We start from the raw sequence: 15,349 nt of genomic DNA on the forward strand, positions 1-15,349 counted from the left end.
CGGGCACCGGCCCCACCTCGCCGGCAACGCAAACCGGTGTATCCGTGGTGGGACGCAAAGAGTATGGCACGGGTTTTGAGGGCGGGGATTTGCGGGGATGATTTTTTACGTCCGGTTGATCGAGACGCCGCCATCGACGAGCATGGCGGTGCCGGTCGTGAAGCTTGACGCATCGGAGGCGAGGTAGAGCACGGAGCGGGCAATCTCCTCCGGCTTTGCCATGCGCTTCAGGGCATGCAGGCCTTCGACGAAGGCAAGAACCTCCGGTCCGGCGCCGGGCGCATTGGTAAAGCTCATCGGCGTATCGGTGCCGCCCGGCAGGATCGCGTTGACGCGGATGCCCTTCGCTCCCAGTTCCGCAGCAAGGCTTTGGGTCAGGCCGATCAATCCGGCCTTTGCGGCGGCATAGGCGCTGGTGTTCGGCATGCCTGCGGTATGCCCGACGAAGCTGGAGGTGAAGATCACAGAGCCTGAGCCGCGCGCTGCCATGGCCGGGACCTGATACTTGGCGCCGAAATAGGCGCTTGTCAGGTTGGTGTCGATGGTTTCCTGCCAGCCGGCGGTCGAAAGGTCGGCGATCGGGGCCATTTCCCCGGTGGTGCCGGCGTTGTTGAAGGCGATGTCGAGGCCGCCGAATATCCCCGTTGCTGCATCGACCAGGGTCCGGGCATGGGCTTCGTCGCGGACATCGCCGTCGATGGCGACAGCCTTGCCGCCTTCGGCCTCGATTTCGGCGACGAGTTCATCAAGGGCGGTCCGGCGGCGGCCCGAGACGATCAGGCTTGCACCTTCGCGGGCAAACAGTTTTGCCGTTGCCCGGCCGATGCCGGAACTGGCGCCGGTGATGATGGCGACCTTGTTGGAAAGCGTGGACATGATTGAGACTCCTCTTGGTTGAGGGAGGTTCAATCGCAGCAAAGGGCGGGACGCCGCCACCCGTTTCCTGCGCCCTTTTTCTGTACGTTCGCCAGGAGGGTTGCGAAGAGCGGGGATGATTTTTTACGTCCGGTTGATCGAGGCGCTGCCATCGACGCGCATGGCGCGTTGGTAACGCTCATTCATGGAGAGCACGGACGGCGGCCACGAGGCGCTTCAAATCCGTTGGTTTCCCCACGTTGGCAATATCCGCAAGGACAGCATAGCGTGACAATTCGGCTGCGCTGCTGGCGCTGGCGAGGACAAAGGGCACGCCGAGCGATTTTAATTGAAGGGCGACAGGTGTGACCTTGTCCCTGCCGAGATTGAAATCGAGAACTGCGGCATCGGGGCATTCGCCGCCGAGCAGCTCAAGCGCATCCTTGACTGAGGCTGCCGGCCCCAGCACCCTGAAGCCGCCTTCGATCAAGGCGGTTTCAAGTTCCATTGCCAGGAACACCTCATCCTCAACAACAAGAACGCAGGCCCTATGTTCGAGATCTCCCACAGGATTGCGCATTGTCATCACACCGGCATTTTGAGTACAGCGGTTAAACCGCCTGGCGCATAGATAAGTTCCACCTCGCCGCCCAGTTGAGCGGAGGTGCCTTTGATTAATTTCGTGCCATAGCCTTTCCGTTCGGGGAGTTTTACGGGAGGGCCTTTTTCCTCGCGCCATTTGCAGGTCAGGTATGGCCGCTCCTGCGAGGCTGTATCCAGCATCCACGTGACGTGGACTTTCCCCTCGGGTGTGGAAAAGGCACCGTATTTCACCGCATTGGTAGTCAATTCGTGGAAAATCAAGCTGACGGAAAGTACCTTCGGGCTTTCGAGCTCGATAGCCGGACCCTCGCAGAGGACGCGGTTTCCTCCCAGTTCGCCGGCTGCCAGTCTCAATATGTCCTCAAAATCAGCTGCGTCATTGGTCGCGGCGATTTCCTGAGCGCGGAAAGTCGTTTCCAAGCGTCCAAGCAGCGTTTCGCGATAGTCAACGGCTGTGCGATCTTCGACGCTGGTCTGCATTGCAACTGAACGCACCACGGCAAAAAGGTTGTTCATCCGATGCCGCGTTTCAGAGACAATGAACTCCATTTCGGCATCGCGGTGCTGACGGTCCGTGACGTCATCGAAGAGGACGAGGATATTCGTGCCGTTATCATTCGGGTGGATGAGGCGGCGGGCATCGACAAGGAAGGTTCGCGGCCCGATCGTTGGAAAAACATGCTTCACCTCGAAGCCGATTACCGCTGCGGCTTTCGGGATGACCGATGCTATTAGGTTTTTGAGCTCCGCAATGTCCCACTGGCCGTCCCCGAGGCTGAAGAAGCTCTCCCCCAGGATATCGTCCCGCGCGACCTTGAAAGTCTTGATAAAGGCGTTGTTCGCGGTGCTCACGCAGAAACTCTGATCAAGAACCACGATGGGCTGCGTCATCGTATCAACGACGCCCTGTGCCTGGACGTGTCCGCTTTTCAGTAATCGATAAAGGTCTTCCAGCATCATCTCTGTTTATCTTCCTGAGCATTTCAAGTCGATGTGCTGTTTGTTTGCTTCGACCTTCGGGTGCTTAAATTGGATCTCAACAGAGATACTAGGGCACCGCTCCATTTTGAAAAGGGCTTTGAACGATCGTTTTCGGCGGTTTTTGACGACGGACGCCATGCCTCAGTTCCTGCGCGGATGGCACGCGCCAGTCAGTCATGAGGGCTCTTCAAAGCTTCATCTTGTCCATGCGCAACGTCATTGCCGAGGATTGCCGGTGCATCATCGCGGAGGACTGGGAGCTGGAAAACTGAATGAGCGGAATGAGGACGATCACCAGGATGAGCGTGACGATGTAGAGCAATCCAAGTGGTATCCGGCGCGCTTTCAAACAGCAATCTCCAATATCTGCGGCCATTGTGCTGGGCAAAGCTGACAGGAGCCTGAACGCACAGGAAAAACAGCGTTTCCCCCGCATCGGATGGACAGTGCCCGGCGTGCGGGTATTTCCCCGCCATTCCCCGTTCAGGTTCCTGTCAGAAAACCGGAGCAGATATCCGGCATGGAGACGACGGCGGACGCTGCTGCAGCGGCTGTGGCTGACAGTCCGGGTTTGTGCGTACAGGGTCCGCCGCCGTCTCCATCCGTTCGATATTTGCCGTTCGATATTCCGCAGGAGACCACCGGTGTCATTGGATACTTTTTCGACGACCGTTCCCCGTCTGAAGCGTCCCGTCATCAGTAGCGCATCGCTGAGCGTGATCGTGGCGTTTTACCTCGTCTTCCTGACGAACCGGACCTTCTGGATCAAGGCGATCGACTATCTCGGTGCGCCGAGCTTTGCACTGGTTCTGCTCGCCATCGGGCTTTTTGCGCTGTTTTCGGCGATCTGTATTTCGGTATCGGTAAAATATCTCACCAAGCCGCTGTTCATCCTGTTCATCATGAGCGCGGCGGCAGCGTCCCGGTTCATGGATTATTTCGGCGTGATCATCGATGTCGATATGATCCGCAATGCCGCCGAGACGACTGGTTCGGAGGCCGGGCATCTGCTGACGGCAGGCTTTATCAGCCATATGCTGGTGTTCGGCGTTATCCCTTCGCTGCTGATCGCGCTGGTGCGGGTCGAGCACCGGCCGTTCTTTCAGAAGTTCAAGTGGAACCTGGTGCTGATCATTTCGTGCCTGGCGGTGTTCGCGTCGGTCAGCCTTGCCAATGTGCGCACCTTCACGGCGGCGATCCGCGGGCACCGCGATCTTGTTGCGACACTGAACCCGGTGACGCCGATTGTCAGCGCCATCAGTTACATCCTTGCGAGCGGGGAGGAAGAAGCACTGGCCGTCCAGCCGCTGGGAACCGATGCGCATGTCGTCGCGCCAGCTGCATCCGGAAGGCCGCGCGTGACCATCATTGTCGCGGGCGAGACGGCGCGGGCGGAGAATTTTTCGTTGAACGGCTATGATCGCCTGACCAATCCGAAGCTTGCCACCGAGGATATCAGCTATTTCACCGATACATCGAGCTGCGGCACGGCGACGGCGGTTTCGCTGCCGTGCATGTTTTCGGTCTATACCCGCAGCAGCTACACGCATGCCAAGGGCCTTGCGACCGAAAACGTCCTCGACGTCATGGCGCATGCGGGCATCAAATCGGAATGGTGGGATAACAATACCGGCAGCAAGGGGATTGCCAGCCGCATCGGCTACACGTCGTTCTCGGACATCAACGACCCGCGTTTCTGCGTCAATCACGAATGCCAGGACGACGTGCACCTCGATCGGCTCGGCGCATGGCTCGATGCTGTCAAGGGCGACAGCGTGCTGGTGCTGCACCAGATTGGCAGCCACGGGCCGGCCTATTTTCAGCGTTATCCCGAGGCCTTCCGCCGCTTTACCCCGGATTGCCGGACGCCGGAGCTGGGCAACTGCTCGCGCGCGGAAATCGTCAACGCCTATGACAATAGCGTGCTCTACACCGACTACATGCTTTCGGCTGTCATCGACATGCTGAAGGCCCGCGAGGACACAATAGCGGGGTCGATGATCTACATGTCCGACCATGGCGAATCGCTGGGTGAGCATGGGCTTTACCTGCACGGCGCACCTTATTTCATCGCGCCTTCGCAGCAGACCCATGTTCCCTTCGTGCTCTGGCTGGGCAAGCAGGCGAAGGCCGGCATCGACCAGGCATGTCTTGCCAAGGAGACAAGCGAGCCGAAGTCGCACGACAATCTGTTCCATACGGTGCTCGGCATGATGAATGTCGCCACCTCGGTTTATGATCCATCGCTCGACGTATTGTCGGACTGCCGGACGAGTGCTGGCTCCTGAAGCGGCCGGATGCAGGCTGTGAATTTTACGCCTGCTGCCGCTAGTCGGGAGCGGGCCTGTTGCCGCGGCATCAAAGCGGTTTGACGGCGCAGTGCAAAGAGGGAATAAGAATGCGAAGAAAGCTGACCGTGAAAAGGACCAGCGGCTTGCGCGTTCTGCTCGTCGAGGACAATGAGATACTGGGAGAGGCCGTACGCGATCATATCGCGGCTGCCGATCATGCGGTCGACTGGATGAAGACGCTCGACGATGCGCGCACATCCCTCCGGGCCGTGAGCTATGGGCTTATCCTGCTCGATCTTCGCCTGCCGGATGGCAGCGGCATCGCCCTTCTGAAAGAGTTGCGGACGGCAGGCAACGCGACCCCGGTGATCATCCTCACGGCGCACGACCAGATATCCGACCGGATCGAAGGCTTGAACAGCGGCGCCGACGATTATCTCGTCAAGCCGTTCGACCTTGGTGAACTGACCGCGCGCATGCTTGCCGTCATCCGCCGTTATGGCGGCAATATTTCACCGGTGATCCGCTTCGGTGACCTGAAGATCAGCCCGGTCGACCGGCGGGTGTTTGCCGGCGAGGAGGAAGTCGGCCTTTCGGGCCGCGAATGGGCGGTGCTCGACACGCTTTTGTCGCGGCCGGGCGCGATCATTTCCAAGGCGCAGATTGAAGAGGCGCTCTATGCCTTCGGCTCGGAAATCGAAAGCAACACCGTGGAGGTCTATGTCAGCCGGTTGCGCAAGAAACTCGGCCGGGATCATGTCGTGACCGTGCGCGGTGTCGGCTACAAGATCGGGGTGCCGGCATGAGGCGGGCAAAGCCTGCCGGAAAAAGCATGACGCGGCGACTGATCCTGTGGCTGACAGGGGCTGCAACGGCCTTCTGGCTGATAGCCGCCGGACTTGGCATTTCGGTCATGCATGACGAGTTTGGGGAAATCTTCGACGGATCGCTGCAGGAAACGGCCGAGCGTCTTGTGCCCTTGGTTGTGGGCGATCTCGATCAGCGGGCTGGGTCTGCCTATCCGCACCAGCTGCGCGAGGGCGCCGATGACGGCGATGCGGAATATCTGGTCTATCAGGTGCGCAATGCGGCAGGCGAGGTTCTCTTCCGGTCTCACGACGCACCCGAGGCACCCTTCGATGCGCCGCTGAAGCGGGGCTTCTGGACGGATAACAGCTACCGTTTTTTCACGGCGGCGACGGACGACAACACGATCTTCGTGCAAGTGGCGGATGCGCTGGCGAACCGGTCAGAAGCGCTGACGGAAGGCGGCATGGCGTTGTTCCTGCCGGTGCTTGTGCTGATCCCGGTCAGCGTGCTTCTGATCCGGCTGATCGTGCGCAGGACGCTTGCGCCAGTCGATGGCCTGCGCAAGGCGATCGAGGAAAAGGACGGCGGCAACATGGCGCCGGTGCCAGCTGGAATGCTGCCGCGCGAGCTCCGGCCGATTGCCCGTTCCGTCAACCATCTGCTGGTGCGGCTGCAATCGGCCTTCGACGCCGAACGCGAATTCACCGCCAACAGCGCTCATGAGCTGCGTACGCCGATTGCCGGGGCGCTGGCGCAGACGCAGCTGCTGATCGCCGAATTGGATGGCCCGAAAAAGCGGCGGGCGCAGCAGATCGAAACCTCGCTGATCAACCTTGGCCATACGGCTGAAAAACTGCTGCAGCTGGCACGGGCCGAAGCCGGGATCGGCAGCGGCGCCGGTTTTGTCGATCTTGTGCCGGTTCTGCAACTGGTCGTCACCGATTTCGAGCGCCGTGATCCGGCCGCCGGGCGGCTGTGCTTTCAGCGCGACGCAGGGGCGGTGCTTGAAGGAAGCTACAGCCAGGATGCTTTTGCCATCGTGTTGCGCAACCTGATCGAGAATGCCCTTTTGCACGGTGACAGGGACGAGCCGGTGGACATTCGGCTGGAGACGGGCGGCGTTGTCCGTATCGTCAATGGTGCTGCGGCGCTTTCTCCGGATGAACTGGCGGGCATCCGCAAGCGCTTCGGGCGCGGGGCGACGACATCGCCGGGCTCGGGGCTAGGCCTGTCGATCGCCGAGCGGTTGCTGCAGCAGATGAAGGCCGGATTCGAGGTGCTTTCGCCAGCGACAGGCCGGTCTGACGGGTTCGAGGTGGTGCTGCGGTTCAAGTCCGGGGACGCTTCTGGATGATTGAGGAGGCGGCGCCCTTCCTCTTCTCCCCAGCGGGGAGAAGGTGGCCCGAAGGGCCGGATGAGGGGGCGGTACGCTCCGGGTTCGTGGAAAGACCCCCCCATCGCCTCGCATGCGCTCGGCACTTCTCCCCGTGGGGGAGAAGAGGGAGCCGTCGGCTCCTCAATCCCTGTCCGGCGCTCCAAGCGGGAAGAATGACCGATAGGGGCGGCCTTCGTCGACGGCACGGGCGAAGGACGGGCGGGCAAGCAGGCGGGCGCGGTAGGCGCGGACGTTCGCAAATGCCTCCGGGATCGGATGAACCCAGTCGGCGTAGAACAGCGACGGGCAGGCGGCGCAATCGGCAAGGCTGAACGTCTCGCCGGCGGCCCATTCGGTTTTGGCGACGACGCCGTCAAGCCAGCCATAGGCATCGTCCAGCATCGCCTTGGCCTCGGTGACGCCATAGGGATCGCGCTCAGTCTCCGGGCGGATCTGGTTGAACACCACCTTCTGCATCGGCGTCATGACGTAATTGTCGAAGAAGCGGTCCATCATCCGGGTGCGGAGTGCCGCCTGCGGATCGTCGGGGATCAGGCGGACGCTGCCGGGATAATTCAGCATCAGATATTCGATGATGATGGTTGCCTCCATCACGGCGTTTTCGCCGTCCTTCAGCACCGGAAAACGCTTGATCGGCCAGATCGCTTCCCATTCCTCGACAGTGCCCGCCTCCTCCGGGCTGAGCATGCGATACTCGAATGCGGTGCCGTTCTCGTAGATCGCCACGAGTACCTTCTGGCAATAGGATGAGAAGGGGTGGGCAAAGAGCTGCGGTTTCATCATATCCTCCCAAAACTGATTTCAATTTGCAACTGGTTGTCTCGTAGAATAACTGATCCTATATTGCAAGTGGTTTTAGCAAGGGGCGCGCCGTGGACACTGTGCAGCGATCGGGTTGCCCGATCAATCTTACACTGGAAATGCTCGGCGATCGCTGGAGCCTGATCATCATCCGCGATCTGATGTTCGGCAACCGCCGGCATTTTCGCGAGCTTTTGACCCATTCGGAAGAGGGGATCGCCTCGAATATCCTGGCAGACCGGCTAAAGCGGCTGACCGAAAGCGGGCTGCTTTCGCGCCGCGACGACCCGAGTCACAAGCAGAAGGGCATCTACAGCCTGACCGAACCATCGATCCAGTTGGTGCCGCTGCTGGCACAGATGGGCGCCTGGGGCAGGCGGCACACACGGGCATCCGAAGAGCTTTCTATCCGCGCCGAACTGCTGGAGGAGGGCGGGCCGACGATGTGGACTGATTTCATGGAGGAGTTGCGGGCTCTGCATCTGGATGCGCCGGTGCCGGAGCGCTCGGTATTTGCGGAACTGCAGGTGGCGTATCTGGCGGTGGTGGCGCGGAATGTGGGGGTTGTGGGCTGAGGGAGGCCCTGACTGCCCCTCACCCTAACCCTCTCCCCGCTTGCGGGGAGAGGGGACTGTCTCGGAGTTTGCCGCTTGCCCCTTCGCCCCGTTTACGGGGAGAAGGTGCCCGACAGGGCGGATGAGGGGCCTTCTGGCAAAGGAATTGCAGTTTCCTGGCTGCGCTCAATACACTTCCGGCACATACAGCTCCGGTGGAACCGGGTGGCGCTGGTAGTCGTCGTTGCGGACGCGTTCGGGCAGGACGAGGTCGGGCTTCGGCACGTCCTCGTAGGGGATCTGGGCCAAGAGGTGGGCGATGCAGTTGAGGCGGGCCTTCTTCTTGTCGACCGCCTGGACGACCCACCAAGGGGCTTCCTCGATGTGGGTTTTCGCCAGCATCTCTTCCTTGGCTTTGGTGTAATCTTCCCAGTGAACGCGGCTTTCCATGTCCATGGGCGACAGTTTCCACTGTTTCAGCGGATCGTGGATGCGCATCTGGAAGCGGAATTCCTGTTCCTCGTTGGTGATCGAGAACCAGTATTTGATCAGGATGATGCCGGAGCGCACCAGCATGCGCTCGAATTCCGGAACAGTGCGAAAGAATTCGTCGAGTTCTTCCGGCGAGCAGAAGCCCATGACGCGTTCGACGCCGGCGCGGTTGTACCAGGAGCGGTCGAACAGCACCATTTCGCCCGCGGTCGGCAGGTGCGGCACGTAGCGTTGAAAATACCATTGATTCTTCTCGCGCTCCGTGGGGGCAGGAAGGGCGACGACACGGCAGACGCGCGGATTGAGCCGCTGGGTGACGCGCTTGATGGCGCCGCCCTTGCCGGCACTGTCGCGGCCTTCGAACAGCACGACGACCTTGAGCTTCTTGTAATGCACCCAATCCTGCAGGCGCACCAGCTCATGCTGCAGGCGGAACAGCTCGCGAAAATAGGTCTTGCGCTCGAGTGTGGGTTCAGCCGGCCCCGACATGCCCTCGGCGACCAGCTCGTCAAGCCGGTCTTCCTCCATCTGCATTTCCAGCTCTTCGTCGAAACTGTCGGCAATTTCCGCCTTGATGCGGTCGAGTTGGTCGATCATTGGTCACACATCCCCGTTGGTCGCTGGCACAGGAGCAGGTCTTCATGACAGGTCTATGACAGCGGGATTGTTCTCCCGGTTTACCGGTTTGAAACGGCCGGCGACCGTCGCTACCGGCCGTCGCCGCGAAGTTCCCCGCCGACCGTTTCGATCTCGTTGGTCCAGATGCCGCCGGAATAGTTTTCCGGCAGGCGTGACAGCAGTTCCGGGGTGTCCAGTCCGGTCGAGAAATCGCCGCCGGAATAAGGGCCGAGTGCAAACACCCGGCTGCCTGCTGCCTCCATGCGATTGAGAAAACGGTCGGGCCAGCCCCAGAGCCAGGGCGCGATGTTGATGGGGACCAGCACCAGTGTATCGCGGCACGCCTGCGGCACGATACCGGTCCAGCCGGTGCCGATGTAACGCAGCAGGCATGTTTTCAGCGAGCTGCGCGACATGGTGCGCATATCGGGCAGGGCAACACGCAAGGCGGCAATCGGCCTGTCGCCGCCATAGACCATCAGCGTCTTGCGGCGATCCGCAGGCAGGGCTGTCAGAACCGCAGCCAATTTCCTGCCCTCTTCGGGGTCGTTGCTCTTGATGTTGATGAGCAGCGGCCTGTCCGGAAAGGTGGTGAGGACTTCGCCGAGCGTCGGCATCAGGCCGATGCCCTTGCCGCGGAACGGGAAAGTCCTGCCGCCATCGGCGGTATAGCCATAGCCGATGTCGAGCGTCTTCAACTTTGCCATCGAATGGTTGCGGGTGACGCCCTTGCCTTCGGTGCGGCAGTCCACCGTCCAATCGTGGAACACCGCGAACTGGCCGTCGGTGGTCGGGTGGATGTCGGCCTCAATGATATCAGCACCAGCGGCGAAACCGGCGCGCATCGAGGCGATGGTATTTTCGAGATAGCTGTGGGTTGGAGGCAGCATGCGGCTGGCGGTGCAGGTATCCCTGTCGACACCCGTCGGATCGAATTGCTGTGCAATGCCGCGATGGGCCAGCAGCGTTGGCGCGGCGGTCGGCCGTGTCGTGAAGAGGCTGGTGTTGTTGATGTAGATGAATACTGCCAGCAGGCCCATGACCTCGCCGGCCCAGCACAGGCGCCGGAATTTTCCAATCCCCATAACCCCACCTCCGATTCGACCCATTCGTCAAACATGCCGATGGACTGGGCGAGAATGCGGCGACTTGGATGATCTATCTAACGGATGCAAGGCGGAGGCGACGGCTGTTTGCAGGTTCCTGCTTGATGCGGTCGAGTTGGAAGATCATTGCGCACACATCCCCGTTGGTCCAGATGCGGCCGGTATGGTTTGCCGGCAGGCGGGAGAGCAGGTGCCGATCGTAGCGTCCCGTCGCCTCGAAGACGACGCGGAACGCTCTGCCTGGCCAACAGGCAAGAGGACCAGAGCCAGCAAACGGTCTCTAACGACCGGGATCCCGACGGCCTTCCGCCCGCATCGATATAAGCACAGTTTCAATACACAGAATCCCCGCCACGAGGGCGAGGATGACGGAGAGTGGAGTTCCGCTCCCGTCAAATCGCCGAATTTCGGTTTTTCAGTCATGTTAGGCCCGCCATCGCTGGCGGGCCGTGGCGGTGTCGTGGGTGCCGGCCGGACAGAGCCTTAGGCTGCAGCGAGCGCTTTTTCGATGTCCTGGATCGAGTGGCCGGTCAGGTCCTTGTCCAGCTCGCCGACGAGAATATCGGACAGGGATTTGTGGTAGCTCTTGCGCATCTCACCCAAAGTGCGGGGTGCTGCGATAATGACGAGGCTCTTGATCTTGCCGTCGAGCACCTGCTTGTTGAGCATGTTCGCGACGCCGTTGCCAAAGCCGTCTTCTTCCTGCTGGCTGTCATCCGGATTGGCGGCGCTGCTGGAATGGCGGCCGCCGGAGGAGATTTTCGAGGCGTCGATATCTTCCGCGGGCATCGCCTTCAACTTAACATTGGCCGCATCGCCCTCGTTTTGAAACAGGCTCAGCTTTTCGCCATCGGCCACGGCAATAATCGTATTCTGGGGAAGGTTCATATCTGGTCTCCATGCTGCGCAATGCGTGTTCCACCGGTGGGCGGCAATGCTTGTTTCCAAGCTAGAGTAACCCCCTGGGCCCGGGATCGTTCCATGACACCATGGCTGCGGACCAAAAGCCCCGTCCGCCGCCATTGCACGCCGCCCCCAATTTCGCTAAGAGACCGCAACTTTTAAAAATCGCGCCCGCGCGCGACGCAATTTTCGACCGGTAGAGGCACATGGCACGCATCGTGATGAAATTCGGCGGCACGTCCGTCGCGGATATGGATCGCATCAGGAATGTGGCCCGCCATGTGAAACGTGAAGTCGATGCCGGCCACGAGGTTGCGGTGGTGGTTTCGGCGATGTCGGGCAAGACCAACGAGCTGGTTGCCTGGACGCGCGATGCCTCGCCGATGCACGATGCGCGCGAATACGACGCCGTCGTTGCCTCCGGCGAGCAGGTGACTTCGGGGCTTCTCGCGCTGGCGCTGCAGAATATCGGTATCAACGCCCGCTCCTGGCAGGGCTGGCAGATCCCGATCAGGACCGACAACGCCCATGGCGCGGCGCGCATCATGGAAATCGACGGCACTGAACTGATCCGCCGTTTTGGCGAGGGGCAGGTGGCGGTCATTGCCGGTTTTCAGGGGCTTGGACCCGACAACCGGATCGCGACGCTCGGCCGCGGTGGTTCCGACACATCGGCAGTTGCAATCGCCGCTGCGGTCAAGGCGGATCGTTGCGACATCTATACCGATGTCGACGGCGTCTACACCACCGACCCGCGCATCGAGCCGAAGGCCAAGCGCCTGAAGAAGATCGCGTTTGAGGAAATGCTGGAAATGGCGTCGCTCGGCGCCAAGGTCCTACAGGTTCGCTCGGTCGAGCTTGCCATGGTATTCAAGGTTCGCACCTTCGTGCGCTCCAGTTTCGTAGACCCCGACGCGCCGGGCATGGGCGACTTTCTGAACCCGCCCGGTACGCTGATTTGTGATGAGGATGAGATTTTGGAACAGGAAGTCGTCACCGGCATCGCCTATGCCAAGGATGAAGCGCAGATTTCGCTGCGGCGCCTAGCCGACCGGCCCGGCGTATCCGCCGCCATCTTCGGCCCCCTGGCCGAAGCCCATATCAATGTCGACATGATCGTCCAGAACATTTCCGAAGACGGTTCCAAGACCGACATGACGTTCACGGTGCCATCCACCGACGTCGACAAGGCCCTGAAGGTGCTGAACGATTCGAGGGACAAGATCGGCTTCGACGTCATCCAGAACGAATCAGGCCTGGTCAAAGTCTCGGTCATCGGCATCGGCATGCGCAGCCATGCGGGCGTGGCCGCGTCCGCTTTCCGCGCACTTGCCGAAAAAGGCATCAACATCAAGGCAATCACCACCTCGGAAATCAAGATTTCCATCCTGATCGATGGTGCTTATGCCGAATTGGCCGTTCGCACTTTGCATTCCGTCTACGGTCTGGATAAGAGTTAAGGCGAGCGGTGATGACGGCGTTTTCGCTTATATAAGCGGGAACAAATTACCGCTTGCAGTTGTTGACTTTTATTCGGGAGAAGTTGCGCGATGAGAGACCTCTCTGCGGGTCCACGCGTCCTCCTCAAGCGGTTGCGCGAACTGATGGCGGAACCGCTAGAGCCGCAGGATCGCCTTGACCAGATTGTTCGCCAGATTGCGCAGAACATGGTCGCAGAAGTGTGTTCGGTCTACGTGCTGCGCTCAGACGGCGTGCTCGAACTCTACGCCACCGAAGGTCTGAACAAGGGCGCCGTGCATCTGGCGCAATTGAAGATGGGGCAGGGCCTCGTCGGCACAATCGCAGCCTCGGCACGGCCGCTCAACCTTTCCGACGCACAGGCGCATCCGGCCTTCACCTACCTGCCGGAGACCGGGGAAGAAATCTATCATTCCTTCCTTGGCGTGCCGATCCTGCGCACCGGCCGCTCGCTCGGCGTTCTCGTCGTGCAGAACAAGGCCAGCCGCACCTATCGCGACGACGAGGTCGAGGCGATGGAAACGACGGCGATGGTGCTGGCCGAAATGGTGGCGACCGGGGAACTGAAAAAGCTCACCCGCCCGGGGCTGGAACTTGACCTTTCGCGGCCGGTAACGATCGACGGCTCAAGTTTCAACGACGGTATCGGCCTCGGCTACGTCGTGCTGCACGAACCGCGCATCGTCGTCACCAATCTTTTGAATGACGATACCGATCATGAGCTTGGCCGGCTGGCGGAAGCGCTGGGATCCTTGCGCATCTCGATCGACGACATGCTGTCGCGCCGCGACGTTTCCATGGAAGGCGAGCACCGGGCCGTTCTGGAAGCCTACCGTATGTTTGCGCATGACCGCGGCTGGGTGCGCAAGCTCGAAGAAGCGATCCGCAACGGCCTGACGGCGGAAGCGGCGGTCGAGCGGGTGCAGAGCGAAACCAAGGCGCGGATGATCCGGCTGACGGATCCGTATCTGCGCGAGCGCATGCATGATTTCGACGATCTGGCCAACCGGCTGCTCAGGCAGCTGACCGGCTACGGCGCCAAGATGTCGGCGACGGATTTCCCCACCGATGCGATCGTCGTCGCACGCGCCATGGGGGCGGCCGAGCTGCTCGATTATCCGCGCGAAAACGTGCGCGGCCTGGTGCTAGAAGACGGTGCGGTGACCAGCCATGTGGTGATCGTCGCGCGGGCCATGGGCATTTCGGTGGTCGGCCAGGCGGCGGGCGTCGTGGCGCTGGCCGAAAATGGCGACGCGATCATCGTCGATGGCGACGACGCCAAGGTGCATTTGCGGCCGATGGCCGATCTGCAGCGGGCGTATGAGGAAAAGGTCCGGCTGCGCGCGCGCAAGCAGGAGCAGTTCAAGGCGTTGCGCGGCGTCGAGCCGGTGACGCTGGACGGAAAGCGGATCAAACTGCAGATGAATGCCGGCCTTCTGGTCGATCTGCCGCAGCTGGCCGAATCCGGGGCCGAGGGCATCGGCCTGTTCCGGACCGAGCTGCAGTTCATGATCGCCTCGACCATGCCGAAGATGGAAGAGCAGGAGCTGTTCTATCGCAACGTCATGAAACAGGCGGCCGGCAAGCCCGTGACTTTCCGCACGCTCGATATCGGTGGCGACAAGGTGGTGCCCTATTTCCGCGCGGCGGAAGAGGAAAACCCGGCGCTCGGCTGGCGGGCGATTCGCCTGTCGCTCGATCGTCCCGGCCTGCTCCGGACACAGCTGCGCGCCATGCTGCGGGCTTCGGCCGGCCAGGAGCTGCGCATCATGCTGCCGATGGTGACGGAAGTCTCCGAGCTGCGCATCGTGCGCGAGCTGTTGCAAAAGGAAATCCAGCGGCAGTCGAAGATCGGCGAGCAACTGCCGCGCAAGCTGCAGTTCGGCGCCATGCTGGAAGTGCCGGCACTGCTCTGGCAGCTGGACGAGCTGATGGACGAGGTCGATTTCGTCTCGGTCGGATCCAACGACCTGTTCCAGTTCGCCATGGCGGTCGATCGCGGCAATGCGCGGGTGTCCGACCGGTTCGACGTGCTCGGCAGGCCGTTCCTGCGCATCCTGCGCGATATCGTCCGGGCGGGCGACCGCAACGAGACTTCGGTAACGCTATGCGGGGAAATGGCGAGTAAGCCGCTATCGGCGATGGCGCTGCTTGGCATCGGCTACCGCTCCGTCTCGATGTCGCCGACGGCCGTCGGGCCGGTCAAGGCCATGTTGCTGGCGCTCGATATCGACAAGCTTTCGGCCATGCTGCATGCGGCGCTGGACGACAAGCGGAGCCAGACATCGGTGCGCGAAATGCTGGTGGCATTCGCGGCGGAGACTGGGGTACCGCTTTAGGGGAAGCTGCCCCTCATCCGCCCTGTCGGGCACCTTCTCCCCGTAAACGGGGAGAAGGGACAAGCGGCGAACCCTCTCCTCTTCTCAACCTGAAAACGATGCTGATGGTGATGGAGGGGCG

Annotated in this window: 14 protein-coding genes; 6 read left to right on the forward strand and 8 right to left on the reverse strand. The window is 61.1% G+C overall.

Translation table 11 applies throughout. From position 1 onward, the window contains the following. Positions 1–105 precede the first annotated feature (105 nt). The 4 genes from ACP7E0_RS32550 to ACP7E0_RS32565 form a co-directional block, all read right to left on the reverse strand. The gene (locus ACP7E0_RS32550; RefSeq protein ID WP_426131205.1) at positions 106–876 is read right to left on the reverse strand and encodes an SDR family oxidoreductase; all 771 of its coding nucleotides are present in this window, start codon (positions 874–876) and stop codon (positions 106–108) included. 178 nt (positions 877–1,054) lie between these two features. Continuing rightward, positions 1,055–1,435, reverse strand: coding sequence for a response regulator (locus tag ACP7E0_RS32555; protein WP_426131207.1), 381 nt, complete (start codon positions 1,433–1,435; stop codon positions 1,055–1,057). 5 nt (positions 1,436–1,440) lie between these two features. Continuing rightward, complete coding sequence (locus ACP7E0_RS32560; RefSeq protein ID WP_426131209.1) at positions 1,441–2,418, reverse strand: HWE histidine kinase domain-containing protein; 978 nt, start codon at positions 2,416–2,418, stop codon at positions 1,441–1,443. A gap of 208 nt (positions 2,419–2,626) precedes the next feature. Next, positions 2,627–2,788, reverse strand: a complete 162-nt coding sequence (locus ACP7E0_RS32565; RefSeq protein ID WP_426131210.1) for a hypothetical protein — start codon at positions 2,786–2,788, stop codon at positions 2,627–2,629. A gap of 295 nt (positions 2,789–3,083) precedes the next feature. On the opposite strand from ACP7E0_RS32565, the gene ACP7E0_RS32570 reads away from it, so the two are divergent. The 3 genes from ACP7E0_RS32570 to ACP7E0_RS32580 all read left to right on the forward strand — a co-directional run bounded on the left by ACP7E0_RS32570 (position 3,084) and on the right by ACP7E0_RS32580 (position 6,894). After that, positions 3,084–4,727: a phosphoethanolamine transferase gene (locus tag ACP7E0_RS32570; RefSeq protein ID WP_426131212.1), complete on the forward strand. Its 1,644-nt coding sequence runs from the start codon at positions 3,084–3,086 to the stop codon at positions 4,725–4,727. Between the two features lie 146 nt (positions 4,728–4,873). Then, on the forward strand, positions 4,874–5,536 hold the full coding sequence (locus ACP7E0_RS32575; RefSeq protein ID WP_426131253.1) for a response regulator transcription factor: 663 nt from the start codon (positions 4,874–4,876) through the stop codon (positions 5,534–5,536). A 26-nt stretch (positions 5,537–5,562) separates the two neighbouring features. Further along, positions 5,563–6,894, forward strand: coding sequence for a histidine kinase dimerization/phospho-acceptor domain-containing protein (locus ACP7E0_RS32580; protein WP_426131214.1), 1,332 nt, complete (start codon positions 5,563–5,565; stop codon positions 6,892–6,894). Between the two features lie 162 nt (positions 6,895–7,056). Here the strand turns inward: ACP7E0_RS32580 and ACP7E0_RS32585 are convergent, their stop codons facing one another. Further along, positions 7,057–7,716, reverse strand: a complete 660-nt coding sequence (locus ACP7E0_RS32585) for a glutathione S-transferase family protein (protein WP_426131254.1) — start codon at positions 7,714–7,716, stop codon at positions 7,057–7,059. Between the two features lie 92 nt (positions 7,717–7,808). Here ACP7E0_RS32585 and ACP7E0_RS32590 point away from each other — a divergent pair, with 92 nt between their 5' ends. Further along, positions 7,809–8,312, forward strand: a complete 504-nt coding sequence (locus tag ACP7E0_RS32590; RefSeq protein WP_426131216.1) for a winged helix-turn-helix transcriptional regulator — start codon at positions 7,809–7,811, stop codon at positions 8,310–8,312. Between the two features lie 165 nt (positions 8,313–8,477). Here ACP7E0_RS32590 and ppk2 read toward each other — a convergent pair whose 3' ends face one another. The 3 genes from ppk2 to ACP7E0_RS32605 all read right to left on the reverse strand — a co-directional run bounded on the left by ppk2 (position 8,478) and on the right by ACP7E0_RS32605 (position 11,395). Further along, on the reverse strand, positions 8,478–9,380 hold the full coding sequence (gene ppk2 / locus ACP7E0_RS32595) for a polyphosphate kinase 2 (RefSeq protein WP_426131218.1): 903 nt from the start codon (positions 9,378–9,380) through the stop codon (positions 8,478–8,480). Between the two features lie 110 nt (positions 9,381–9,490). After that, a complete protein-coding gene (locus ACP7E0_RS32600; RefSeq protein WP_426131220.1) occupies positions 9,491–10,486 on the reverse strand; it encodes a glycerophosphodiester phosphodiesterase family protein in 996 nt (331 codons plus the stop codon). A 504-nt stretch (positions 10,487–10,990) separates the two neighbouring features. After that, positions 10,991–11,395 (reverse strand): host attachment protein, encoded by a 405-nt coding sequence (locus ACP7E0_RS32605; protein WP_113314412.1) that lies wholly within the window; start codon positions 11,393–11,395, stop codon positions 10,991–10,993. 221 nt (positions 11,396–11,616) lie between these two features. On the opposite strand from ACP7E0_RS32605, the gene ACP7E0_RS32610 reads away from it, so the two are divergent. Together ACP7E0_RS32610 and ptsP are read left to right on the forward strand one after the other, a co-directional pair. Further along, complete coding sequence (locus ACP7E0_RS32610; protein ID WP_426131222.1) at positions 11,617–12,870, forward strand: aspartate kinase; 1,254 nt, start codon at positions 11,617–11,619, stop codon at positions 12,868–12,870. Between the two features lie 90 nt (positions 12,871–12,960). After that, positions 12,961–15,228: a phosphoenolpyruvate--protein phosphotransferase gene (ptsP, locus tag ACP7E0_RS32615; RefSeq protein ID WP_426131224.1), complete on the forward strand. Its 2,268-nt coding sequence runs from the start codon at positions 12,961–12,963 to the stop codon at positions 15,226–15,228. The last annotated feature ends 121 nt before the right edge of the window (positions 15,229–15,349 follow it).

The sequence above is a fragment of the Pararhizobium sp. PWRC1-1 genome (assembly GCF_049897905.1).
GTDB lineage: Bacteria > Pseudomonadota > Alphaproteobacteria > Rhizobiales > Rhizobiaceae > Pararhizobium.